The sequence below is a fragment of the Microbacterium invictum genome (genome assembly GCF_014197265.1).
In the GTDB taxonomy this organism is placed as follows: Bacteria; Actinomycetota; Actinomycetes; order Actinomycetales; family Microbacteriaceae; genus Microbacterium; species Microbacterium invictum.
Genome location: NZ_JACIFH010000001.1, coordinates 450,038 through 473,752 on the forward strand (window position 1 = coordinate 450,038; position 23,715 = coordinate 473,752).

Genomic DNA, 23,715 nt, shown 5'->3' on the forward strand with positions numbered 1-23,715 from the left:
AGACGCATCCGCATGACGCCCACATCGCCGCCGGCCACACCGTCGGCAAGGTCGTCGTCGTGGTCTGACCCGAGGCCGCGATCGAGTCGGGATGCCCGCTCGGTACTGTGGACGCATGCCCGTCACCCTCCTCGGCGCCGCCGAGATCCGCGCGCTCGCCGCCGAACTCGATGTCACGCCGACCAAGAAGCTCGGCCAGAACTTCGTCGTCGACGCGAACTCGGTCCGCAAGATCGTGCAGGTCGCGAAGGTGACCGCGTCCGATCGCGTCGTCGAGGTCGGTCCCGGACTCGGATCCCTCACCTTGGCGATCCTGGAGACCGGTGCGCCGGTGACCGCCGTCGAGATCGACCATCGGCTGGCCGAGCGGCTCGCCGCGACCGCCGCCGCACACGGCGTGCCCGACGGGGCGCTCACCGTCGTTGACGCCGACGCGCTGCGGATCACCGAACTGCCCGGCGACCCGAACGTCCTCGTCGCCAACCTTCCCTACAACGTCAGCGTGCCGGTGCTGCTCCACTTCATGGAGACCTTCCCGGGCCTTCAGCGCGGCGTCGTCATGGTGCAGGCCGAGGTCGGGGAGCGCCTCGCCGCCCCGCCCGGATCGAAGATCTACGGTGCGCCGAGCGTCAAGGCCGCCTGGTACGGCCGCTGGCGCCTGGCCGGCACCGTGTCGCGCCAGGTCTTCTGGCCGGTGCCGAACGTCGACAGCGTGCTGGTGGCCTTCGAACGAGACGGACAGCCGCGAGGCGACGAAGCGGAGCGGCTCCGCACGTTCCGAATCGTGGATGCCGCGTTCCAGCAGCGCCGCAAGATGCTGCGCCAGGCACTGTCGGGCGTACTGGGTGGCACTTCGGCCGATGCCGTCACCGTGCTGGGCGCCGCGGGCGTGGCACCCACGGCACGCGGCGAGGAGCTCGGAATCGATGATTTCGTGCGGATCTCGCGCGTCATCACCGAATAGTCATCGAGAAGTCATCTGTATCACCGGGTGTCGTCCGGTGTTCCTTTCCTTCAGATCGGTACCATGACCGCGAAGCGGCTGGCCGTCGCCTCCGACCTGAGGAGAGAAGGAACCCATGCGCCGCGCCGAGCACCCGGCCGCCGAACGGATCCTGCTGCACGTCAGCGACACCCACCTGAGGGCGCCGGGGGAGCAGCTGTTCGGCTCGGTCGACGGTGCGGAAGGCCTGCGCCGCGGGCTCGACGCCATCGAGGCATCGGGCCTGCACCCCGACGCGATCGTGTTCACCGGTGACCTCGTCGATCTGGGGGAGGACGAGGCGTACCGCCGGCTGCGCGAGCTCGTCGAGCCCCTGGCCGAGCGACTGGGCGCGCGAGTGCTGTGGGTCATGGGCAACCACGACGACCGTGCCGCATTCCGCGCGCGGCTGCTCGATCAGACCGCGCCGGCCGACCCGTACGCGCCCCTGGACCGGGTGGACGAACTCGACGGGCTCCGGGTGGTCACCCTCGACACGAGTGTCCCCGGCCACCATCACGGCGAGGTGAGCGACGCCCAGCTGGCATGGCTGCGCGAGGTCCTGGCCACGCCTGCTCCGCTGGGCACCCTGCTGGCGATGCACCACCCGCCGGTGCCGAGCGTCCTACCACTGGCCGCCAGTGTCGAGCTGCACGACCAGCACCGGCTCGCGGACGTCCTGTACGGCACGGACGTGCGCGCGATCATCGCCGGGCACCTGCATTACTCGACATTCGCGACCTTCGCGGGGATCCCCGTGTCGGTGGCGTCGTCCACCTGCTACGCGCAGGACCTCACCGTCCCGGTGGGCGGCACGCGGCCCACCGACGGCGCGCAGGCGCTCAACCTCGTCCACGTGTACGACGACACGGTCGTCCACTCGGTCGTTCCGATCGACGTGCCGCGACCGCTCGAATACATCGACGCCGGTGAGGCGCAACGGCGGCTGCGTGCCGCGGGCGTCCGCCCGCAGGTCACCCGAGCGCCGGCAGCTCCTCCGACCGGATCTGTGCCGGTGCTGCACTGACGGCGTCGTCCTCCCACGGCGGGCGGACGGGGAACAGCCCCTCCAGCAGCGAGGTCACGGCGCGGACGCGCACCGGCTCGGGCACCTCGGCGAACCCGCCGTCGTTGAGGCAGAACATGTCGATGTCGCTGCGGCGGGCCAGTCGTTCCATCTGACGCAGCGATGCCGTCGAGGTCGTCTGGTAGTACCGCACCCGCGGTGCAGTCGATGCGACAGCCCGCCCGGTGAACTGCGCGTAGTAGTGATACAGGCAGTTGGTCACCGAGACGTCGGTCGCCGAGCGGAACCGGGCGGCGGCGGTCCGTGCGATCTCGGCGGGGAACTCCTGCTCGAGTTCGGTCAGGATGCTGCGGCGGAGCGGGGCCGCGCAGTGCTCGAGGTCGCGCACGATCGTGCGGCCGAACCGCTTGCGCAGCAGTTCCCGGTTCACGCGCAGCGCGTTGTCGTGGCCGCTGCGGGCGAGGCGGGCCGGCCCCGTCCCGATCCGCACGTCGCACTCCACGAACGATGAGATGCCGGCCGGCGAGAAGAACAGCTCGGGCGAGAGCGGACGGCCGAAGAACATGTCGTCGTTCGAATAGAGGAAATGCTCGGCAAGGCCTTCGATGCGGTGCAGCTGCGCTTCGACGGCGTGCGAGTTGTGCGTGGGGAGCACGGACGGGTCGGCGAAGAACTCCTCGCTGCGCACGATCGTGACCTTCGGGTGGTCGACCAGCCACGCCGGGCGCGGCGAGTCGGTGACGATGAAGATCCGGCGCACCCACGGCGCGTACATGTGGACGCTGCGCAGGGCGTAGCGCAGCTCGTCGACATGCCGGAATCGCGCCGGCCCGTCGTCGCCGTCGCCGACGACGTAGGACGAGATCTGGGCGGCACGCTGACGCTGGAACTCGGTGGACGACCCATCCACCCACGAGAACACCATGTCGACGTCCTCGGTGAACTCCGCCGGATGCGCATCGAACATGCCTGACAGCGTCCGCCACGTGCGACCGAAGCGCGCCACGGTCGCCTCTTCGAGATCCTCGGTGGCGAACGCCCGCCGGGTCAGCGTGTTGGCGTAGGGGGCTTCGACGAGCTCTTCGCCGAAACGCCAGAACTCCACGCGAGCCGCGTCCCCCGCGCCGTAGCGCAGGGTGCCGGTGGCAGAGATCCGCGGCCGGAACACGCGCAGCGCCGACGGTCCCGGCGCGGTCATGACCAGCTCGGCCATCGGGACGGTCTGGCCGCCCTTCGGCTTCGCATACAGCGGTTCGCCGTCGGCGCGACCGGCCAGTGCCGCCAGGGCCCGGTCACGGTCGGCGAGCGAGACGACCAGTGCCGGTGTCGAACGATCGTGCCGGATCAGCAGATGCGGCACGTTAGCGCCGTCCAGTGCATCCGCCACCAGGAGCAGATCGTCGATCGTGGCATCACCGGGCGTCGTGGCGTCGTGGCGAAGGTGGAGCATCCCGCGGCTGACGACGATGTCGTCGCGCTCGAGCAGGGCGGACCAGGGATGTGGGTGGGCGGGGAGCGCCGAGAGCGCAGTCATAGCCACCTCCGTTCGATGTCGATTGAGCGTAGGCGCCGCCGGTTACGGACACATTTCCCGCCCGCGTGGGCGTACCGGGTCGGTAGCCTGGGACGATGACCGACAACGATCGCTTCCCGCCCTCGCGGGGAGGAGACCTGCATCGACCGTACACCGCCGCGGCTGAGCGTTACTCGGGTACGGACTTCCGTCAGGTCGGCGACAGCGGGCTCTACCTGCCGCCGGTCTCGCTCGGGCTGTGGTGGAACTTCGGCGACAACATCCCCTTCGACGATCAGCGCGGGCTGCTGCGTCATGCCTTCGACCGGGGGATCACCCATTTCGACCTCGCCAACAACTACGGACCGCCGTACGGCTCCGCCGAGACGAACTTCGGCCGGATGATGCGCGAGGACTTCGCGCCCTACCGCGACGAGCTCATCATCTCGTCCAAGGCCGGATGGGACATGTGGCCCGGTCCCTACGGCACGCTCGGATCGCGCAAGTACCTGCTGGCCAGTGCGGACCGGTCGCTGCAGCGGATGAGCCTCGACTACGTCGACATCTTCTACTCGCACCGCTACGACCCCGTCACCCCCATCGAGGAGACCATCGGCGCCCTCGACACCCTCGTGCGGCAGGGCAAGGCGCTGTACGTCGGCATCTCGTCGTACAGCGCCGAGCACACCGCCGCCGCGAAGGCCGTCGCGCGGAGCCTGCGCACACCCCTGGTGATCCACCAGCCCGCCTACTCGATCCTCAACCGCTGGGTCGAAGACGGACTGACCGGACTCCTCCGGCAGGAGGGCATGGGCGCGATCGCGTTCACTCCGCTCGCCCAGGGACTGCTCACCGGCAAGTACCTCGGCGACGGCACCGCCGAACGCGCGCAGCAGCGCTCGTCACTGCCCGGGCAGCGCCTCAGCGAGCACGGTCTGGCGTCGCTGCGCAGCCTCAACCTGATCGCCGAGCACCGGGGGCAGACGCTCGCCCAGATGGCGATCCAGTGGGTGCTGCGCGATCCGGTGGTCGCCTCGGCGCTCATCGGAGCCTCCCGCCCCGCGCAGCTCGACGAGAACCTCGCGGCGCTGAACGGTCCCGCCTTCGACACCGAAGAGCTCGAACGCATCGACGCGCTCAGCGACAGCATCCACACCGATCTGTGGGCAGAATCGGCGGGCGCGTGAGCCTCGCCTTCGCCGCCGACCGCGTGCACGTGCGCGCGCCCGGCAAGCTCAACGTCTTCTTCGACGTCGGCGACGTGCGGCCCGACGGATATCACCCGGTGGCATCGGTCTATCAGGCGGTCTCGCTGTACGAAGACGTGATCGCCACCCCGGCCGACGACTTCACCGTCAGCGTGTCCGGTGACGTCGACCTGACCGGCGTGCCCCTGGACGGCACCAACCTGGCGGTGCGTGCGGCGCGGCTGATCGCGCACGCCACCGACTCCGAGATGGGCGTCCACCTCGACATCCGCAAGGGCGTGCCCGTCGCCGGAGGCATGGGCGGCGGATCCGCGGATGCCGCGGCGGCGCTGCTGGCGTGCAACGAGCTGTGGGGCGCCCCGCTGTCGACCGCTGATCTGCACGACCTGGCGGCCGAACTCGGCGCCGACGTGCCGTTCGCGCTGCTGGGCGGCACCGCCGTCGGCACCGGCCGCGGCGATGAGCTGGCGCCGGCCCTGGCGCGCGGGCGCATCGACTGGGTGCTCGTCACGGACTCCGACGGGCTGTCGACCCCCGCCGTGTACGGCCGCCTCGACGAGCTGCGCGCGCAGGCCGACATCGCCCCCGCGCGCGGCACCCCCGCCGTCGACGCCGCCGTGCTGCAGGCCCTTCGTGCGGGGGACGCCGCGTCGCTGGCCGCCGTCGTCCACAACGACCTGCAGGCCGCAGCGCTCGCACTGCGCCCCGACCTGGCCGTCGTCCTCGCCGACGGCCGCGACCTCGGCGCGCGCGGCGGACTGGTGTCGGGCTCGGGTCCGACGGTCGCGTTCGTCGCCGACGACCCCGGCCACGCCGCCGAGGTCGCCGCGTCGCTCATCGCCCGCGGGTACGAGGCGCTCGCCGTCCACGGCCCCGTCCCCGGCGCCCGCGTCATCGGCTGAGCAGGCCGCCCCACCGGCATCCATCACCCGCATCACCACAGGAGGACCCGCACATGACCGACCTGATCGCCCGCCACCACGACGCTCCCGTCGATGCCGAGCTGGTCGCCGCGATGAGCGAGCGCGGGCTGGAGGTGCGGCGCGAGGACGATGCCTTGCGCGCCCAGGTGCACGGGTGGATGGATGCCGTCGCCCGCGGCTTCCTGGATGCCGAACCGACCGACGTGCAGCGCGACACCGCGTTCGCCCGCGGCGGCTATCGTCGCAAGGTCGGCGTCCACGATCCGCAGACCCCGCAGCCCGAGGTGCCGGTCGCGACGTTCGCCTCGTGGGTCGCCGATCTGAGCCTGCCCGGCGGCGCTGTCCTTCCCGCGTGCGCCATCAGCGCGGTCACCGTCGCGCCGACGCATCGCCGGCAGGGACTGCTGCGCAGCGTGATGGGCGGCGAGCTGCGCACCGCCGCCTCGCTCGGCGTGCCGATCGCCGCCCTGACCGTGAGCGAATCGGGCATCTACGGCCGGTTCGGGTTCGGCCCGGCGGCACCGGCGACATCGTGGCGCATCGACGTGCGACGCGCCGGCTGGATCGGGCCGGTCGCGCCCGGTCGCATCGACTTCGTGCCGCGCGAGCACGCGCGCGAGCTCGTCGGCCGGCTGCACGAACGCGTGCGGCGCGGGTCGGCCGGCGAGATCGAGCTGTCGGCCGACCACGCCGACCGCAAGACCCGCACCCGCCCCGATGCCGACAAGCCCGGTGAGCTGCGCGCCCTGCAGTACCGCTCGCCCGAGGGGCAGGTCGACGGGGTCGTCACGTATACGGTGCAGGAGAACCACGATGACTTCGCCAGCTCGACCCTGCGCGTCACGGCGCTCATCGCGGCCACCGACGATGCCTACGCCGGACTGTGGCGCTTCCTGCTGTCGATGGACCTGATCGGCACGATCCAGGCCGGCGAGCTCTCTGTCGACGAACCGCTGTGGTGGATGATCGCCGACCAGCGCGCCGCCAGGATCACGCTGCGCGACCACCACTACCTGCGCGTCCTCGACGTGCCGGCCGTGCTCTCGGCGCGCCGCTACGACCGGGCCGACCGGCTCGTTCTCGACGTCGACGACCCATTCGGGCTGACCACCGGTCGCTACGTGCTCGAGACGGACGCCGACGGCGGGGCGACGGTGGCCGCCGGCGACGGCCGCGACGGCGACCTGGTCGTGCGGCTCGGGGTCGCCGAGCTGTCGGCGATCCTGCTCGGCGGGGTGTCGCCGGCGACGCTCGCGCGCGCCGGACGCGTGCGCACCGACGATCCCGAGCGCGTCGCGCGCCTGTTCTCGTGGCCGGTCGCGCCTCGGCTCAGCTACTGGTACTGACCGTCGTGGCCGGGCCGTAGCCTTGAGGGGATGGCACATCTGCTCGGGGCTGAAGCCCTGCACCTGGAATACCCGACCAAAGTCGTCTTCGACGGCGTCTCGCTCGGCGTCGACGAGGGCGACCGCATCGGCATCGTCGGCCGCAACGGCGACGGCAAGTCGAGCCTGATGGCGATGCTCGCCGGACGCCGCGAACCGGACTCGGGCCGGGTGACCGTGCGCGGCGGGGTGCGCATCGGCATGCTCGACCAGGCCGACGTCCTCGATGACGACGGCACCGTCCAGCACACCGTCGTCGGCGACCGCGCCGAGCACGAATGGGCCGGTGATGCCGCGATCCGCGACGTCATGAGCGGGCTCGTGGGCGACCTCGACCCCGAAGCGCGGCTCGGCACCCTCTCGGGCGGTCAGCGCCGCCGCGTGGCGCTCGCCCAGCTGCTCGCCGGCGACTGGGACGTCCTCGCGCTCGACGAGCCCACCAACCACCTCGACGTCGAGGCGATCGCGTGGCTCGCTGCACACCTGAAGCGCCGCTGGTCGGCCAGCACCGGCGCACTGCTGGTCGTCACCCACGATCGCTGGTTCCTCGATGAGGTGTGCACGCGCACCTGGGAGGTGCACGACCGCATCGTCGAGCCCTTCGAGGGCGGGTACGCCGCGTACATCCTGCAGCGCGTCGAACGCGACCGGCAGTCCGCTGTCATCGAGCAGCGGCGGCAGAACCTCGCCCGCAAGGAACTCGCGTGGCTGCGCCGCGGGGCGCCCGCCCGCACGTCGAAGCCGAAGTTCCGCATCGAGGCGGCCAACGAGCTCATCGAGGACGTGCCCGAGCTGCGCGACAAGGTGTCGTTGCAGTCCCTCGCGGTGTCACGGCTGGGCAAGGACGTCGTCGACCTGCTGGACGCCGGTGTCACCTACCCTGCGACCGCCGACGAGCCGGCGCGCGAAGTGCTGCGCGGCGTCGAGTGGCGGATCGCCCCGGGCGAGCGCTCGGGCATCCTGGGGGTGAACGGCGCCGGGAAGTCCACGTTGCTGGGGCTCATCGCCGGCACCCTCGAACCGACCACGGGACGCGTCAAGCGCGGCACGACCGTCAAGGTGGCCGTGCTCACGCAGCGCATGGACGAGCTCGACCCGCACCTGAACGAGCCGGTGCGTGTCGTCGTCTCGCGGCTGCGCACGAGCTACACGATCGGCACCGGCTCGAAGGCGACCGAGCTCACCCCCGGCCAGCTCCTCGAGCGGATGGGGTTCGCCTCGGCGCAGCTGTCCACCCCCGTGAAGGATCTCTCCGGCGGGCAGAAACGACGACTCCAGCTGCTGCTGATCCTCCTCGACCAGCCGAACGTGCTGATCCTCGACGAGCCGACGAACGACCTCGACACCGACATGCTCGCCGCCGTCGAAGAGCTGCTCGACGGCTGGGCGGGGACGCTCCTGGTCGTCTCGCACGACCGGTACTTCATGGAGCGCGTGACCGACGACCAGTACGCGATCCTCGACGGGCACCTGCGGCACCTGCCCGGAGGGGTCGACGAGTACCTGCGGCTGCGCCAGGCGGCGCCCGCCTCGACCGGAGCGGCCGTGTCGCACCTCGCCGCGCGGGGATCGACCTCGGCCGAGTCCGCCCCGGCAGCGGGCGGCCTGGTCGGGGCCGAGCGGCGCGCGGCGGAGAAGGAACTGGCATCCGTCGACCGGCGCATTCAGAAGCTCACCGCGCAGATCGACCGCCACCGGGTCGCCCTCGCCGACCATGATCAGAACGATTATGTGGGACTGGGCGAGAAGATGCGCGCCATCGCCGACCTCGAGGCGGAGCGCGACGAACTCGAGCTGCAGTGGCTCGAGCTGGGGGAGTCACTCGAGGCGTGAGCCGCCGCGGCACGCACTCACGCGTCGAAGCCGAGGCTGAGCTTGCGCAGCAGCCCGGCGAGGCGATCACGGTCCGCCCGTGACAGCGTGTCGAGCAGCAGGGCTTCGGCATCGACGAGCCGCGTGATCGCGGCATCCACTCGGGTGCGGCCTTCATCGGTCAGCACGACCAGCACGCTGCGTCCGTCGCTCGGGTCGCCCTCGCGCCGGACGAGGCGACGGCCGACCAGGCGGTCGATGCGGTTGGTCATCGTGCCGCTGGAGACCAGCGTCTGCTGCAGCAGCTGCTTCGGGCTCAGCCGGTAGGGCTCACCCGCGCGCCGCAGCGCGGAAAGCACGTCCCACTCCCACGACTCGAGATCGCTGCGACGGAAGGCCTCGCGCCGGGCCCGGTCGAGATGCCGCGAGAGCCGGTCGACCCGCGACAGCACCTCGAGAGGCGAGAAGTCGAGGTCGGGGCGCTCGGTGGTCCACGCTTCGAGGATCCGGTCGACTTCGTCATGCGCGGGGGTCATGGCTTCATTATCGCGGGATGCCGGTCGTGTCCGTGCGCCGCGCCCGCGGCGGACCGGGGGTGGTGCGCTCCGTGGGTCACTGCTACTGTGACCGGTAACAGCACCCGCCCGATCGAAGGAGATCGACATGCGCGCACGCTCCCTCCTGCGCTCCGCCGCGATGGCCACCGCCGCAGTCCTGGGCGTCGGCGCCCTGCTGGCACCGGTGGCGGGGGCCGACGACGGACCGGTCGAAGCCGGCATCGTCGTGCAGAAGGTGGACAACCTCCCCGAAGGCTTCATCAACGGCGTCGACGTGTCCTCGGTGCTCTCGCTCGAGGAGTCCGGCGTCGTCTTCCGCGACGACGACGGGCAGCCCGCCGACCTGTTCGCGGTGCTCGCCGACCATGAGGTCACCGACGTGCGCGTACGCGTGTGGAACGACCCGTTCGACGCCGACGGCAACGGGTACGGCGGCGGCAGCGTCGATGTCGACCGCGCCGTCGAGATCGGACGGCGCGCCACCGCGGCGGGGCTGCGCGTCCTCGTCGACTTCCACTACTCCGACTTCTGGGCAGACCCCGGCAAGCAGCACGCACCGAAGGCGTGGGCAGACCTCTCCGTCGCCGAGACCGCCGCCGCGGTGAAGCAGTTCACCGTCGAGGCGCTCGGGCGGTTCTCCGGCGCCGACGTCGACGTGCGCATGGTGCAGGTCGGCAACGAGACCAACAACGGCGTCGCCGGGGTCACCGGCTGGCCCGCCATGGGGCAGGTCTTCGCGGCCGGCGCGGCCGGCGTGCGCGAGGCGCTGCCGGACGCCCTCGTCGCCGTGCACTTCACGAACCCCGAGCGCACGGGAAGCTACGCGAGCTATGCGGCCGCTCTCGACGCGGCGGGCGTCGACTATGACGTGTTCGCCTCGTCGTACTACCCGTACTGGCACGGCACGCTCGCGAACCTGACCGCCGTGCTGACCGAGGTCGCCGGCACCTACGACAAGCAGGTGATGGTCGCCGAGACCAGCTGGGCCCACACGCTCGACGACGGCGACGGGCACGACAACACCATCGACCTGCCCAGTGAGGCGACCCAATACCCGGTGAGCGTGCAGGGGCAGGCGACGGCGGTCCGCGATGTCATCCAGGCCGTGGCCGACGTCGGCGATGCCGCGCTCGGCGTCTTCTACTGGGAACCGGCCTGGCTGCCGGTCGGCCCCCCGGAGCAGCTCGACCAGAACAAGGTCCTGTGGGAGCGGGACGGCTCGGGCTGGGCGACCAGCTACGCGGGCGAGTACGACCCCGACGACGCCGGCGTCTGGTTCGGCGGTTCGGCCTGGGACAACCAGGCCCTGTTCTCCTTCGACGGCACCCCGCTCGAGTCGCTCAACGTGTTCGCCTACGCGCGCACCGGCGCCACCGCACCGCGGGAGGTCACCGCCGTCGAGAACCCGGCCGTCGACGTCACCGACGGCGACCCCATCATCCTGCCCGGCACGGTGCGGCTCACCTACAACGACGGGTCCACCACCGACGAGCCGGTGACCTGGTCCGAAGCCGCCGGCTACATCTCCGGGCCCGGCACCTACCGCATCTCGGGTGAGACCGATTCGGGCCACGACACCACCGCGACCGTCACCGTCCGGGCGGTGAACGCGGTCGTCAACCCGGGCTTCGAAGGCGAAGACGTCAGCATGTGGCACACCACCGGCGACGTGCTGCGGCTGCGCGCCACCGACGATCCGCACAGCGGCGAGCGCTCGGCGCACTTCTACTCGGCCGCGCCGTTCTCCTTCACCCTCACCCAGGAGCTCACCGGGCTGGCCGCGGGCGACTACTCCGCCACCCTCGCCGCGCAGGGCGACGGTGAGGGCGCGAGCGGCGAGGTCGTGATCAGCCTGGCATCCGGTGACGCGCACGCCGAGGCGCCGGTGGCGCTCGACGGCTGGCGCAACTGGTCGACGCCGGCGACGGATGCGGTGACCGTGCCCGCCGGAGGATCGGCGACCGTCACGGTGTCGGCGACGCTGCCGGCCGAGGCGTGGGGCACGCTCGACGACATCGTCGTCACCCGCGTCGCCGAGGGCGCCGACACGACCGAGCTGCACGCCACCGCGACCCGCGCCGAGGCCATCGACCGCGGCATCGTCACCGCAGCGTCGGCCGCAGGCCTGGACGCCGCGCTCGAGATCGCCGATGTCGTGCTCGCCTCGGCGACGCCGGCGGCGGCGAAGGTGGATGCCGCGCTGACGCGCCTGCTCGAAGCCCTGGCCGCCCTCGAACTGCCCGGCCCCGCCCCGGCATCCACCGTCGACCCCGTCACCGTCTCCACCGTCGAAGGTGACCCGGTCGACCTGCCCGAGGCCGTCAACGTCGTGGCCTGGAACGGGCTCGCGGACTCGGAAGCCGTGACGTGGTCGGATGCCGTGGCCTGGATCCCCGGGGAAGGCGAGTATGCGATCGCGGGCACCACCGCGTCGGGGCTCGCCGCCCACGCGACGGTGACGGTCGCCGCACGCCAGTGGGTGCACGACCCCGGGTTCGAGGACCCGGACTCGGCCGTCTGGGTCATCGACGGCACCGGTGCGTCGATCGGCGCAACGGGTGACGCCGCGGCGGGAAGCCGGGCCGTCGACTTCTGGAGCGACGGCGACTACACGTTCACGGTCTCGCAGGAGCTGACCGGTGTGACACCGGGCACGTACGCGCTGAGCGCGACGGCGCAGGGCGGCGACACCGGCGTCGACGACACCCTCCGCGTGACCGCGCAGACCGCGGGGGCCACCACTACGGCAGATCTGACCCTGGCCGGCTGGCGGGTGTTCGACACTGCGACCACGCCCGCGTTCGAGGTCGGCGCGGACGGCACGCTGACCGTGGGCGTCGACGCCGCGCTCTCGGCCCAGGCATGGGGCACGATCGACGAGATCCGCCTCACCCGCGCCGGCACCCGCGTCGACACCGGTGAGCTCGCCGGCCTCGTCGACACCGTGGCGGCGCTGGACGCGGACGCGTACACCCCGGCATCCATCGCCCCCGTCGCGCCCGCCCTCGAGAAGGCGCGCGTGGTGATCGCGGCAGCGTGGCCGACGGCAGACCTCGTCGCCGACGCCGCCGCGCTGCTCGCCGAGGTGCAGGCGGGCCTGATCGCCCGCGATGCCGACACCGCGTCGGCCGCACCCGCGCGCGGCGTGCTGTCGCACGACAACGGGTGGGACACGGGGCTGCGCGACGGCGACTACACGATCACCATGAACCTGTGGTGGGGTGAGAACGCCTCGTCGCTGCGGCTCTACGAGAACGGCGTGTTCCTCACCGCCGTGCCGCTGGGTTACGACGGGCTGCACGCGCAGCGTGCGAAGATCGCGATCGAGGGCCGCGGCAACGGCACCTACCGCTACACGGCGGTGCTCGCGAACGCGCAAGGTGAGACCGAGCTCGCGCCGCTGACGGTCAGCGTCACCGACGCCGCGCCCGGGGTGCCCGTGCTCAGCCACGACAACCACGACCGCGACGGGCGGTTCACCGTCACCGCGAACCTGTGGTGGGGTCAGAACGCGACCTCGTACCGGTTCTACGAGGACGGGCAGCTCGTGGCGGAGGGCGAACTGGCGGCGCAGACGCCGCGCGCGCAGACCGCGCGCCTCGACGTCGCCGGGGCCACCGTCGGCACGCACCGGTATCGCGTCGAGTTCATCAATGCCGCGGGGGTCACCTCGAGCACGTCACTGGCGGTCTCCGTCACCCGCTGACGCGCTGTCGTGCTGTCGCGCCTCGGCAGGGGGCGGGCCGCCGGTCGTGGCAGACTTGACGGGCGGCCCGATCAGGCCGCGGTCCGCCGTGGTGTAATGGCAGCACGACAGCCTTTGGAGCTGTGAGGTCTAGGTTCGAATCCTGGCGGCGGAGCATGACGAACAACACCCTCGACGCCTCGCTGGCCGTGGTCATCCTCGCCGCGGGACAGGGCACACGCATGAAGTCCGCACTGCCCAAGGTGCTGCACCGCATCGGCGGGCGCCCGCTCGTCGGGCACGTGCTCGACACCGCCCGCGACCTCGGCCCCGCCCACGTGCTCGTGGTCGTCCGGCACGAACGCGACCAGGTCGAAGGCGCCGTCCTGGGCGTCTCGCCCGAGATCGTCGTCGTCGACCAGGACGAGGTGCCCGGCACCGGCCGCGCGGTCGAAGTCGCCCTCGAGCGTCTGGGCGACTTCGCCGGCGACGTGCTCGTGCTCTCCGGCGACGTCCCGCTGCTCGACCATGCCACCCTCGAGGCACTCGTCGCCGACCACCGGGCGCGCGGGGTGGCCGCCACGGTGCTCAGCGCCGTGGTCGAGGACCCGACCGGCTACGGCCGCATCATCCGCGACACCCACGGGGGCGTCGCCCGCATCGTCGAGCAGAAGGATGCCACCGCCGCCGAGGCCGCGGTCGTCGAGATCAACGCGGGTGTCTACGTCTTCCGCGCGCCCGACCTGCGCACCCAGCTCGGCCGTGTCGGCACCGACAACGCGCAGGGGGAGAAGTACCTGACCGACGTCATCGGACTGCTGCGATCCGACGCGCTCGCCGTCGCGGCATCCATCGTCGACGACGTCGCGATCACCCTCGGCGTCAACGACCGGGCACAGCTCGCCGAAGCCGGGCGCCTGCTGAACGCGCGCACCGTGCGCCGCTGGCAGCTCGCCGGCGCCACGATCCAGGACCCGGCCACCACCTGGATCGACGTCACGGCCACCCTCGCCCCCGACGTCACCGTGCTGCCGAACTCCCACATCCTGCGGTCCACAGTCGTCGCCGCCGGCGCCGTGATCGGGCCCGACACGACCCTCGAGGACTGCGAGGTCGGCGAGAACGCCACCGTCCGCCGCACCGACGCGACCCTCGCCGTCATCGGCGCCGGCGCCACCGTCGGCCCGTTCGCCTACCTGCGCCCGGGCACGAACCTCGCCGCCGGCGGCAAGATCGGCACGTTCGTGGAGACGAAGAACGCGACGATCGGCGAGGGCAGCAAGGTGCCGCACCTCTCGTACATCGGCGACACCACGATCGGCCGTCACGTGAACCTCGGCGCCGGGGCGATCACCGCCAACTACGACGACATCGCCAAGCACCGCACCGAGATCGGCGACGAGGTCCACACCGGCTCGCACAACGTCTTCGTCGCGCCCGTTAGGATCGGTGATGGCGCGAAGACCGGCGCCGGAGCGGTCGTCCGCAAGGATGTCCCCGCCGGTGCGCTGGCCCTCAGCGTCGCCCCTCAGCGCAATGTCGAGGGGTGGGTCGAGAAGAACCGACCGGGAACAGGTGCCGCTCACGCCGCCACCCGTGCTCGGTCCGCACCGAAGGCGGACGATGGGTCGTAAGAAGCAGCACACGGTTGATCTCGACACGGCGCGCGGCATCGCGCCCGGGCTGGTGGCCAAGACCAAGAAGCGACTCGTCGTCGCGACGGGCAGCTCCCACCCCGGTCTCGCCGAGGACGTCGCGGCGGCGCTCGGCACCGAACTGGTCCCCACCGAGCACCGCACGTTCGCGTCGGGCGAGATCCTCACCCGCTTCGAGGTCTCGATCCGCGGATGCGACGCGTTCATCATCCAGTCGTTCGGCCCGCCGGTCAACGAGTGGGTCATGGAGACGTTGATCATGCTGGATGCCGCCAAGCGCGCCTCCGCGAAGCGGATCACCGTCGTCGCCCCGTACTACCCGTACTCGCGGCAGGACAAGAAGGGCCGCGGGCGCGAGCCGATCAGCGCGCGCCTGGTCTCCGATCTGTTCAAGACCGCCGGTGCCGACCGGATCATGAGCGTCGACCTGCACGCCGCCCAGATCCAGGGCTTCTTCGACGGCCCGGTGGACCACCTGTTCGCCAAGCCGGTGCTGCTCGAGTACTTCCAGCGCACCCTGAGCGATGACGACCGCGCGAAGCTGACGGTCGTGTCGCCCGACACCGGACGGGTGCGCGTCGCCGACCAGTGGTCGGACAGCCTCGACGCGCCGCTGGCGATCATCCACAAGCGCCGCGATCCCAACGTCGCCAACCAGGTCACCGTGAACGAGATCGTCGGTGACGTCGCGGGCCGGGTCTGCCTGCTGGTCGACGACATGATCGACACCGGCGGCACGATCGTCAAGGCCGCGCAGGCGCTGAAGGCGAACGGCGCCGAACGCGTCATCGTCGCGGCGACCCACGCCATCTTCAGCGACCCGGCCACCGAACGCCTGCAGGACGAGGCCATCGACGAGGTCGTGGTCACCGACACCGTCCCGATCCCCGATGAGAAGCGCTTCGGTGCGCTGACCGTGCTGCCCATCGCACCGCTGCTCGCACGCGCGATCAAGGAGGTCTTCGAGGACGGCTCGGTCACCAGCATGTTCGACGGCGCGGCGTAGGGGCTGACATGACCGGAGCCCTGACGGACGCGAAACTGACAGTCGAGCGTCCGTTCGCGCTCGAGATCGACGAGGTCGGCGACGCGCTGGGCGTCTCGAGGGCGGGGCTGTCAGCCGACGAGGCCGCTGAGCGGCTGGGCGCCGCGGGACCCAACGTGCTGCCCGAGCCCGAGCGCATCCCGGGCTGGCGGCGCTTCCTCGGCCACTTCAACGACACGCTCATCTACATCCTCCTGGGCGCCGCGGCCATCAAGGCCGTCATGGGGGACTGGCTCGACTTCTCGGTGATCATGGCGGTCGCCGTCATCAACGCGATCATCGGGTACGTGCAGGAGGGCCGGGCGGAGAAGGCCCTGGCCGGCATCCGCGGCATGCTCTCCAGCGAAGCCGGCGTCCTCCGCGACGGGGCGTGGGCCACGATCACCGCCGCCGATGTGGTGCCCGGCGACGTGGTGCGCCTCATGCCCGGCGACAAGGTGCCCGCCGACCTGCGGCTCACCGACGCGGTCCAGCTGCGCATCGACGAATCGGCACTGACCGGGGAGTCCGTCCCCTCGTCGAAGGACACGGCGCCGGTGGCGATGGATGCCGGCGTCGGCGACCGCACGTCGATGGCCTTCTCGGGAACCATCGTGTCGGCCGGCCAGGCCCGTGGCATCGTGACCGGCACCGGTGTGCACACCGAGATCGGCAAGATCCAGACACTCGTGGGTGGGGCCGGATCCCTCGACACCCCGCTCACGAAGCAGCTCGACACCTTCGGCAAGGTCCTCACGCTCGTGATCCTCGGCATGGCCGTGGTGATGCTGCTGATCGGCCGCTACCTGCACGGCATGCCGTTCGCCGATCTCATCTCGGCCACCATCGGCTTCGCGGTCGCGGCGATTCCCGAGGGCCTGCCCGCCCTCGTGACCATCACGCTCGCCATCGGCGTGCAGCAGATGGCGCGGCGCAACGCCATCGTCCGCAAGCTCCCCGCCGTGGAGGCACTCGGCTCGGTGACGACGGTGTGCTCCGACAAGACCGGCACGCTCACCAAGAACGAGATGACGGTGCGGCGCATCATCACCCCCGTCGCCCAGTACGAGGTGACGGGGCTCGGTTACGATCCCGAGGGCGCGATCACGGCGGCGGACGGCGCCGCACCCGGCGGCGATGTGGCCGCTCTGCTCGCGGTCGGCACACTGTGCAACGATGCGCACGTGGTGCGCGAGGCGGACGGCGCCTGGACGCTCGTGGGCGAGCCGACCGAGGGTGCGCTGAAGGTCGTGGCGATCAAGGGCGGTGCCAGCGAGGCGGGCATGGTGCGCCGCGGTGTGGTGCCCTTCGACTCGGCGAACAAGTTCATGGCGACGCTCAACGAGTCCGGCGAGGGCGCGCGCGCCATCCTGGTCAAGGGCGCACCCGACCGGCTCCTGGAGCGGTCGCTCACCCAGCGCAGCGCCGCCGGCGCCGAGCCGCTCGACCACGCGTTCTGGACCGCGGCGATCGACGAGCTCAGCGGGCAGGGCCTGCGGGTGCTCGCCGCCGCGCGCAAGCCCACCCGTGCCGACGACGTCGCCATCGGCGACCTCATCGACCTCGAGTTCCTCGGGCTGTGGGGCATTCTCGACCCGCCGCGCCCCGAGGCGATCGAGGCGATCGCGGACTGCCATCGCGCCGGCATCCGGGTCAAGATGATCACCGGCGACCACGCAGGCACCGCACTGTCGATCAGCCGGGAGATGGGTCTGGTTCCCGACGGCGACGTGCGCGTGCTGACCGGCACCGAGCTGGAGGAGCTCACCCAGGAGCAGCTGAAGACGGTCGTGCCCGAGGTCGACGTCTACGCGCGCACGAGCCCCGAGCACAAGATCCGCATCGTGCGGGCACTGCAGTCGCGGGACGAGGTCGTCGCGATGACCGGCGACGGCGTCAACGACGCCCCGGCGCTCACGCGCGCCGACATCGGCATCGCGATGGGCATCAAGGGCACGGAGGCCACCAAGGAGGCGGCCGAGATCGTCCTGGCCGACGACAACTTCGCGACGATCCGCAGCGCCATCCGCGAGGGACGCCGTATCTACGACAACCTGCGCAAGTCGGTCGTGTTCCTGCTGCCGACCAACGGCGCGCAGTCGCTGGTGATCCTCGTCGCCATCGTGTTCGGCATCACGCTTCCGCTGACGCCCGTGCAGGTGCTGTGGGTCAATATGATCACGGCGGTCACGCTCTCGCTGGCACTGGCCTACGAGCCGGCCGAACGCGGCATCATGGACCGTCCGCCGCGCAAGGCGGGAGGGTCCATCATCAACCTGCGCGAGCTGGGCTTCGTGCTCATCGTGTCGCTGCTGATCGGCGGAGCGACCCTCGCCGTGTTCGGCCTCGCGCTCGGCGCCGGTCACGAACTGGCCGTGGCACGCACCGAGGCGGTCGCGATGCTGGCGCTGGGCCAGCTGGCCTACCTGTTCAACTGCCGCTTCATGGGGCGGTCGAGCATCACCGTCGACGTGCTCCGCGGCAACCAGGTCGTGTGGTGGTCGGCGCTCGCACTGCTGGTCCTGCAGATGCTGTACACCTACGTGCCGTGGTTCAACGGGCTGTTCGACTCGCGCCCGCTCTCGTTCACGGCGTGGCTGGTGCCGCTGGCGTTCTCGATCGTGATCTTCCTCGCCGTCGAGGTGCTCAAGGCGGTGCGTCGCCGCATCGGGTTCGCAGGCCGTTCATAGCAGCGCGCGTCAGGATGGTGCGGATAGTCCCGGTTCCCCTCAGGAGGTCTCGCCGATGCCCGCCACCGCTCTGCCGCATCCGCTCCGCGTCGGCGCCGCCGTCTTCGGAGTCGCCGCCGCGTTCACGCTCGCCGGATGCGCGGGCAGCACCGAAGCGGCCCCGACGCAGGACGCGGGCGACACCTCGACCGAGACGGACGCCGGCTCGGGCGCCGACGCGGGCGCGGGCGCCGGCGACAGCACCACCACCTACGCCAACGGCACCTACACGGCCGACGGCGTGTACCGCACCCCCGAGACGATCGAGACGGTGACTGTCACGGTGACGCTGGCCGACGACATCGTGACCGCCGTCGAGGTCGTCGGCGATCCGCAGACCCGCGAGTCCGAGCAGCACCAGGGCGAGTTCATCGGCGGCATCGCCGACGTCGTCGTCGGTGAGGACATCGATGACCTCGACGTGAGCCGGGTGGCCGGCTCGTCGCTCACCAGCGGCGGGTTCAACGAGGCCATCGAGGCGATCCGGGCCGAAGCGGCCCAGTAGCCGATGCCGGCGGCACCCACCGGCGAACAGCCGCGTCCGTGGCGGTTCGACGCCATCGGCACCGCGTGGGAGATCGCAGCCGACGCCGCGTTGCCCGCCTCCGTGCGTGACGACGTCACCGCGGCCATCGACGCCTTCGACGCCACCTGGTCACGATTCCGGCCGGAATCGACCGTCCGGGCCCTCGCGGAGGAGCCGGGCACGATTCCGGCACCGCGCGACGCCGCGCCGATGCTCGACGCCTACGCCGCCCTCGCAGCGGCGACCGGCGGCGCGGTGAACCCGCTCGTCGGGGCGTCGCTGGAGCACCTCGGCTACGACGCGGAGTACTCGTTCCGCCCGCGCGGCGCGCGCGCCGCCCCCGACGATTGGCGTCGCCTGCTCACATGGGACCACGGCATGCTGACCATGTCGGCGCCCGCGCTCATCGACGTCGGGGCGCTCGGCAAGGGCCGACTCGTCGACATCGTGCTCGAGATCGTGACCGGCGCCGTACCCGGCGGAGTCGCCGTCGACGCGGGCGGCGACATCGCCGTGCGCGGCCGGACCGAGCGTATCGCGCTGGAGCATCCTTTCGACCGGCGCCGTGCGGTCGGGGTGTGGGAGGTGACCGATGTCGCACTGTGCGCATCCGCGACGAACCGGCGCGCCTGGGGCGATGGCCTGCACCACGTCCTCGACGCGCGGACCGGGCAGCCCGTGCGCACGATCGCCGCGACGTGGGCGGTCGCGTCCACCGCGATGTGGGCCGATGCCCTCGCGACGGCGCTCTTCTTCGACGGCGGCCCCCGCCTCGCAGCAGAACGGGGCGTCCACTGGGTGCGGATGACCACCGACGGGCGGCTGGAATGGTCGCCGGGCTGCACCGCCGACCTGTTCGTGAGACCCAGTAGCGTAAAGGGATGATCGCCACGTCTGCCACGGGAAGGGTCGTGACATGCTCGGCACGCTGAACTCGCTGTGGAATCGCGTGTTCGCGATCGTCGGACGGTACTCCATGTACCGGCTGGTGGTCTTCGCGCTCGGCGCGCTCGCGATCATCGCGTTCGTGCTGTCCTTCGCCGCCCTCGTGGGACCTGCGCCGGGGGAGATGCTGGCCGCACTGGCCGTGCTGGCGGCAGCCGGGGCCGGGGCCGACGTCGTCACGCACCGCATCCTGCACACGGCATGGCGGTGGGAGGCGTCGCTCATCACGACCCTGATCCTGCTGTTCGTGCTGCGCCCGACGCTCGAACCGTGGGGGCTGGTGGGACTCGCGGTCGCGGCCGTCGCCGCATCGCTGTCGAAGGTGCTGCTGGCCTGGCAGGGACGCCACGTCTTCAACCCTGCGGCCGTCGGCGCCGCCGTCCTGACGATCCTCAGCGTGTGGCTGCCCGACCTCGGCTCCTCCTCATGGTGGGTCGGCACGCCGTATCTGGCGGGGCCTGTCATCGTGCTCGGCCTGATCGTGCTGCTGCGCACCGAGAAGGTCCGCGTCATCGCGGTCTTCCTGGTCGTGGCCGTCGCCGTCGCCGTGGTCTACGCGGGCGTCCAGTACCGCAGCGCCGGGCTCGAGTTCGACACGTGGGACGTGTTCTGGCCCATTCTGTGGTCCTCGCCCTTCCTCTTCCTCGGGGCGTTCATGCTGTCCGAGCCCCTGACACTGCCACCGCGGCGCTGGCAGCAGTTCACCGTCGCGGCCGTCGTCGGCGTGCTCGCGGGCTGGCCGATCGTCATCGGCGAGGTCAGCCTCGGGCAGGAGCGCGCGCTGCTGGTGGGCAATCTCGTCGCCGTCGTCTTCTCCCTGCGCACCGCGGTGCGTCTCGTGCTCATCGACCGTGAGACGCTGACCCCGACCGTGCGCGAGCTGAGCTTCCGCGCCGAGCGCCGGTTCCGGTTCGCCGCCGGCCAGTACCTCGAGCTGGAGGTTCCCCACCCGCACCCCGACGCCCGCGGCACCCGGCGGGAGTTCAGCATCGTCTCGGCGCCCGAAGAGCTCCCGGTGGTGAAGATCGCGCTGCGCGAGGGCTCGCAGTCCAGCTACAAGAAGGCCCTCGCCGTCGTCCCGCCCGGCGCAGAGCTGTCGGTCACCGGCGTATGGGGCGACTTCGTGCTGCCCGCCCGCGGCGACGCGCCGGTGCTCATGGTCGCGGCCGGCATCGGGGTGACCCCGTTCGTGTCGCAGCTGCGCCACCTTCGTCTGGCCGACCAGGACCGCGACGTCGTGTTCGTGTATGTGGCCTCGGATGCCGGTGAGCTCGCCTTCCGCGCCGATCTCGAAGCCGCCGGCATCCCGGTCATCGTCTTCACGCGTGACCGTCCCGCCGGCCTGCCGCCGCACTGGCAGTGGGCGCAGGGTGTGCGACTCGATGCCGACGGCCTGCTGCAGGTGGTGCCCGACATCGCCTCGCGGCACGCGTACATCTCGGGCCCGCCCGGCCTGATCGCCGATCTGACCCCGGCGCTCGAGCGTGCCCGGTCCATCACGACCGACGCGTTCTCGGGCTACTGAGCCTCGGCCCCGGGCGCGGGCTCGGGTGGCCGCGCCGGCAGGCGCACCTCGAAGGTGGTCGACCCGGGGGTGCTCTCGACGGAGATGGCGCCGTGGTGGCCGCTCACGATCGCCTGCGCGATCGACAGGCCGAGCCCGGTGCCGCCGGTCTTTCGCGCGCGGGAGGCATCGGCGCGGGTGAAGCGTTCGAACAGCGAATCGGCGATCGCGGGCGCGATTCCCGGTCCGTCGTCGTGCACGCGCACGACCGCCTGCCCGGCGTCGAGCGTCACCGTGGCGGAGACATGCGTCCCCGCGGGAGTGTGCACGCGTGCGTTGGCGAGCAGGTTGGTGACGACCTGCTGCAGGCGCGCACTGTCGCCGGCGACGACGACCGGCTCATCGCCGACGTCGAGCGCCCATTCGTGATCGGGCCCGGCCGCGCGCGCGTCGGCCACCGCATCGATCGTGAGACGGGTGAGATCGACCGACGAATACACGAGCTCGGTGCCTTCGTCGAGCCGGGCCAGCAGCAGCAGGTCCTCGACCAGCGCCGACATGCGCAGCGACTGCGCCTGGATCCGCTCGAGCGACTGCTCGGTCGTGTCGGCCGCGGTGGCGGCATCGGTGTGTGCCATCGCCCGCAGCGACAGCTCGGAATACCCACGGATGGATGCCAGGGGAGTACGCAGCTCATGGCTCGCGTCGGCCACGAACGCGCGCATCCGCTCCTCGTTGCGCTGGCGTGCGGCCAGCGAGGTGTCGACGTGGTCGAGCAGGGTGTTCAGCGCCGCGCCCACCCGGCCGATCTCGGTGCGGTCGTCGGCTTCGTCCGCCGGCACCCGCTCGGCGATCGACACCGAGCCCTCGGCCATCGGCAGTGCGGCGACGCGGGTGGCCGTATCGGCCACGGCGTGCAGCGGCCGCAGCGAGTGGCGGATGACCAGGGCGATGACGGCCGCCAGCACCAGGAGGCCGCCGACGGTCAGCAGGGCGACGGTGGTGATGATCTGCCCGACCATCTTGGTGAGTTCCGACGTCGGCAGCCCCACCATCGCGAAGAACCCGGGGCGGCTCTCGACGAGGACGCGATGGTCTCCCGTGCCGGGCACCGGGATGGTGGAGATGCCGTCGTGGGTGACGCGGGCGAGGATGTCGGCGACGTCGGCATCCGACAGCGGCACGACCTCGCGGTCTGCGTTCACGTAGGCGCCGGTGGTGGTGCTGAGCCCGCCGATGATCAGCAGCGTGCCGGGCTCCTGCCAGCTGCCCGCGAGCACGTCTTCGGCCGTGGACACCGGGCCCACATGGACGGTGGCGGCGGTGGCCTTCACCTGGGCGGTCAGGCTCTCGTCCATCATCGTGCGCAGGATGGCTCCGGTCGCCAGGCCGATCGCGATGAGGATGAGCGAGACGATCGAGACCACGGTGACGATCAGTCGCGTCTGCAGGCTCCAGCGGCGTCTCCGCCGGCGGCGCTGCGGGGTGGGGGGTGCCGCGGTCACTGCGGCGCTTTGATCATGTATCCGACACCGCGGACGGTGTGGATGAGCGGCTCGCGCCCGGCGTCGATCTTCTTGCGCAGGTACGAGATGTACAGCTCGACGACGCTGGAGCGGCCGCCGAAGTCGTAGCTCCAGACCCGGTCGAGGATCTGGGCCTTCGACAGCACACGGCGCGGGTTGCGCATCAGGTAGCGCAGCAACTCGAACTCGGTCGCCGTGAGCTCGATCTGCGCGCCGCTGCGCTCGACCTCGTGCGAGTCCTCGTTCAGCGTGAGGTCGCCCACACGCAGCACGGGGTCGTCGCCGCCGGTGGTGGCGGTGCCCGCGCGGCGCATCAGCCCGCGCAGTCGGGCCACGACCTCTTCGAGGCTGAACGGCTTGGTCACATAGTCGTCACCGCCGGCGGTGAGACCGGCGACGCGGTCGGCGACACCGTCCTTCGCAGTGAGGAAGAGGACGGGCACGTCGTTGTCCGCGTGCCGCAGACGGTGCAGAACGCTCATGCCGTCGAGGTCGGGCATCATGATGTCGAGCACCACGGCATCCGGACCGAAATCCTTCACCACATCGAGCGCCTCGTATCCGGAGCCGGCGGTCCGCACCGTCCAGCCCTCCATGCGCAACGCCATCGACAGCAGGTCGGTGAGCATCTGCTCGTCATCGACGACGAGCACGCGCAGCGGCGCGCCGTCCGGACGCTGGAGGGTGGGGGAGACGGTGGTCATGAGGTCATTG

General features: G+C 71.4%; 17 protein-coding genes and 1 tRNA gene. 14 read left to right on the forward strand and 4 right to left on the reverse strand.

The genetic code is table 11. The annotated features are described in order from the left end of the window. Positions 1-115 precede the first annotated feature (115 nt). Both rsmA and BKA10_RS02220 read left to right on the forward strand, forming a co-directional pair. Positions 116-964, forward strand: coding sequence for a 16S rRNA (adenine(1518)-N(6)/adenine(1519)-N(6))-dimethyltransferase RsmA (rsmA, locus tag BKA10_RS02215; protein ID WP_183498407.1), 849 nt, complete (start codon positions 116-118; stop codon positions 962-964). 115 nt (positions 965-1,079) lie between these two features. After that, the gene (locus BKA10_RS02220) at positions 1,080-2,009 is read left to right on the forward strand and encodes a phosphodiesterase (protein WP_183498408.1); all 930 of its coding nucleotides are present in this window, start codon (positions 1,080-1,082) and stop codon (positions 2,007-2,009) included. Here BKA10_RS02220 and BKA10_RS02225 read toward each other — a convergent pair. Then, positions 1,957-3,543 (reverse strand): stealth conserved region 3 domain-containing protein, encoded by a 1,587-nt coding sequence (locus BKA10_RS02225; RefSeq protein ID WP_183498409.1) that lies wholly within the window; start codon positions 3,541-3,543, stop codon positions 1,957-1,959. The genes BKA10_RS02220 and BKA10_RS02225 overlap by 53 nt on opposite strands. 95 nt (positions 3,544-3,638) lie before the next feature. On the opposite strand from BKA10_RS02225, the gene BKA10_RS02230 reads away from it, so the two are divergent. Genes BKA10_RS02230 through BKA10_RS02245 form a run of 4 tightly spaced genes read left to right on the forward strand, consistent with a single transcriptional unit; the run spans position 3,639 to position 8,871 of the window. Then, positions 3,639-4,709, forward strand: coding sequence for an aldo/keto reductase (locus BKA10_RS02230; protein ID WP_183498410.1), 1,071 nt, complete (start codon positions 3,639-3,641; stop codon positions 4,707-4,709). Then, positions 4,706-5,632 carry a 4-(cytidine 5'-diphospho)-2-C-methyl-D-erythritol kinase gene (locus BKA10_RS02235; protein WP_183498411.1) on the forward strand — a complete coding sequence of 309 codons (927 nt, stop codon included), beginning with the start codon at positions 4,706-4,708 and terminating at the stop codon, positions 5,630-5,632. Before BKA10_RS02230 ends, BKA10_RS02235 begins: the two co-directional genes overlap by 4 nt. Positions 5,633-5,685: 53 nt before the next feature. Beyond that, positions 5,686-6,999, forward strand: coding sequence for a GNAT family N-acetyltransferase (locus BKA10_RS02240; protein WP_183498412.1), 1,314 nt, complete (start codon positions 5,686-5,688; stop codon positions 6,997-6,999). 30 nt (positions 7,000-7,029) lie between these two features. Next, positions 7,030-8,871, forward strand: coding sequence for an ABC-F family ATP-binding cassette domain-containing protein (locus BKA10_RS02245; protein ID WP_183498413.1), 1,842 nt, complete (start codon positions 7,030-7,032; stop codon positions 8,869-8,871). A 17-nt stretch (positions 8,872-8,888) separates the two neighbouring features. Here the strand turns inward: BKA10_RS02245 and BKA10_RS02250 are convergent, their stop codons facing one another. After that, on the reverse strand, positions 8,889-9,386 hold the full coding sequence (locus BKA10_RS02250; protein ID WP_183498414.1) for a MarR family winged helix-turn-helix transcriptional regulator: 498 nt from the start codon (positions 9,384-9,386) through the stop codon (positions 8,889-8,891). 127 nt (positions 9,387-9,513) lie between these two features. On the opposite strand from BKA10_RS02250, the gene BKA10_RS02255 reads away from it, so the two are divergent. The 8 genes from BKA10_RS02255 (at position 9,514) to BKA10_RS02290 (ending at position 21,496) form a co-directional block, all read left to right on the forward strand. Further along, positions 9,514-13,113 (forward strand): glycosyl hydrolase 53 family protein, encoded by a 3,600-nt coding sequence (locus BKA10_RS02255; protein WP_183498415.1) that lies wholly within the window; start codon positions 9,514-9,516, stop codon positions 13,111-13,113. An 82-nt stretch (positions 13,114-13,195) separates the two neighbouring features. After that, positions 13,196-13,267: transfer RNA gene (locus tag BKA10_RS02260), tRNA-Gln, on the forward strand. Between the two features lies 1 nt (position 13,268). Continuing rightward, positions 13,269-14,726, forward strand: a complete 1,458-nt coding sequence (glmU, locus tag BKA10_RS02265; RefSeq protein WP_183498416.1) for a bifunctional UDP-N-acetylglucosamine diphosphorylase/glucosamine-1-phosphate N-acetyltransferase GlmU — start codon at positions 13,269-13,271, stop codon at positions 14,724-14,726. After that, positions 14,716-15,753, forward strand: a complete 1,038-nt coding sequence (locus BKA10_RS02270) for a ribose-phosphate diphosphokinase (protein WP_183498417.1) — start codon at positions 14,716-14,718, stop codon at positions 15,751-15,753. The genes glmU and BKA10_RS02270 overlap by 11 nt, the downstream gene beginning before the upstream one ends. A gap of 8 nt (positions 15,754-15,761) precedes the next feature. Further along, complete coding sequence (locus BKA10_RS02275) at positions 15,762-18,461, forward strand: cation-translocating P-type ATPase (RefSeq protein WP_183498418.1); 2,700 nt, start codon at positions 15,762-15,764, stop codon at positions 18,459-18,461. A gap of 55 nt (positions 18,462-18,516) precedes the next feature. Beyond that, entirely contained in the window at positions 18,517-19,005 is a 489-nt protein-coding gene (locus BKA10_RS02280; protein WP_183498419.1) for a hypothetical protein, read from the forward strand. A gap of 3 nt (positions 19,006-19,008) precedes the next feature. After that, entirely contained in the window at positions 19,009-19,911 is a 903-nt protein-coding gene (locus BKA10_RS02285; protein WP_183498420.1) for an FAD:protein FMN transferase, read from the forward strand. Positions 19,912-19,942: 31 nt separating this feature from the next. Further along, positions 19,943-21,496: an FAD-dependent oxidoreductase gene (locus BKA10_RS02290; protein ID WP_183498421.1), complete on the forward strand. Its 1,554-nt coding sequence runs from the start codon at positions 19,943-19,945 to the stop codon at positions 21,494-21,496. Here the strand turns inward: BKA10_RS02290 and BKA10_RS02295 are convergent. Both BKA10_RS02295 and BKA10_RS02300 read right to left on the reverse strand, forming a co-directional pair. Continuing rightward, positions 21,490-22,980 carry an ATP-binding protein gene (locus BKA10_RS02295; protein WP_248199073.1) on the reverse strand — a complete coding sequence of 497 codons (1,491 nt, stop codon included), beginning with the start codon at positions 22,978-22,980 and terminating at the stop codon, positions 21,490-21,492. The genes BKA10_RS02290 and BKA10_RS02295 overlap by 7 nt on opposite strands. Beyond that, positions 22,977-23,705 (reverse strand): response regulator transcription factor, encoded by a 729-nt coding sequence (locus tag BKA10_RS02300; RefSeq protein ID WP_183498422.1) that lies wholly within the window; start codon positions 23,703-23,705, stop codon positions 22,977-22,979. Before BKA10_RS02300 ends, BKA10_RS02295 begins: the two co-directional genes overlap by 4 nt. Between the last annotated feature and the right edge of the window lie 10 nt (positions 23,706-23,715).

Bases quoted from the DNA above. Each gene is read 5' to 3' on its own strand.
- rsmA (WP_183498407.1), top strand. From the start codon at position 116: ATGCCCGTCACCCTCCTCGGCGCCGCCGAGATCCGCGCGCTCGCCGCC.
- BKA10_RS02220 (WP_183498408.1), top strand. From the start codon at position 1,080: ATGCGCCGCGCCGAGCACCCGGCCGCCGAACGGATCCTGCTGCACGTC.
- BKA10_RS02225 (WP_183498409.1), bottom strand. From the start codon at position 3,543: ATGACTGCGCTCTCGGCGCTCCCCGCCCACCCACATCCCTGGTCCGCC.
- BKA10_RS02230 (WP_183498410.1), top strand. From the start codon at position 3,639: ATGACCGACAACGATCGCTTCCCGCCCTCGCGGGGAGGAGACCTGCAT.
- BKA10_RS02240 (WP_183498412.1), top strand. From the start codon at position 5,686: ATGACCGACCTGATCGCCCGCCACCACGACGCTCCCGTCGATGCCGAG.
- BKA10_RS02245 (WP_183498413.1), top strand. From the start codon at position 7,030: ATGGCACATCTGCTCGGGGCTGAAGCCCTGCACCTGGAATACCCGACC.
- BKA10_RS02250 (WP_183498414.1), bottom strand. From the start codon at position 9,386: ATGACCCCCGCGCATGACGAAGTCGACCGGATCCTCGAAGCGTGGACC.
- BKA10_RS02255 (WP_183498415.1), top strand. From the start codon at position 9,514: ATGCGCGCACGCTCCCTCCTGCGCTCCGCCGCGATGGCCACCGCCGCA.
- glmU (WP_183498416.1), top strand. From the start codon at position 13,269: ATGACGAACAACACCCTCGACGCCTCGCTGGCCGTGGTCATCCTCGCC.
- BKA10_RS02270 (WP_183498417.1), top strand. From the start codon at position 14,716: ATGGGTCGTAAGAAGCAGCACACGGTTGATCTCGACACGGCGCGCGGC.
- BKA10_RS02275 (WP_183498418.1), top strand. From the start codon at position 15,762: ATGACCGGAGCCCTGACGGACGCGAAACTGACAGTCGAGCGTCCGTTC.
- BKA10_RS02280 (WP_183498419.1), top strand. From the start codon at position 18,517: ATGCCCGCCACCGCTCTGCCGCATCCGCTCCGCGTCGGCGCCGCCGTC.
- BKA10_RS02285 (WP_183498420.1), top strand. From the start codon at position 19,009: ATGCCGGCGGCACCCACCGGCGAACAGCCGCGTCCGTGGCGGTTCGAC.
- BKA10_RS02290 (WP_183498421.1), top strand. From the start codon at position 19,943: ATGCTCGGCACGCTGAACTCGCTGTGGAATCGCGTGTTCGCGATCGTC.
- BKA10_RS02300 (WP_183498422.1), bottom strand. From the start codon at position 23,705: ATGACCACCGTCTCCCCCACCCTCCAGCGTCCGGACGGCGCGCCGCTG.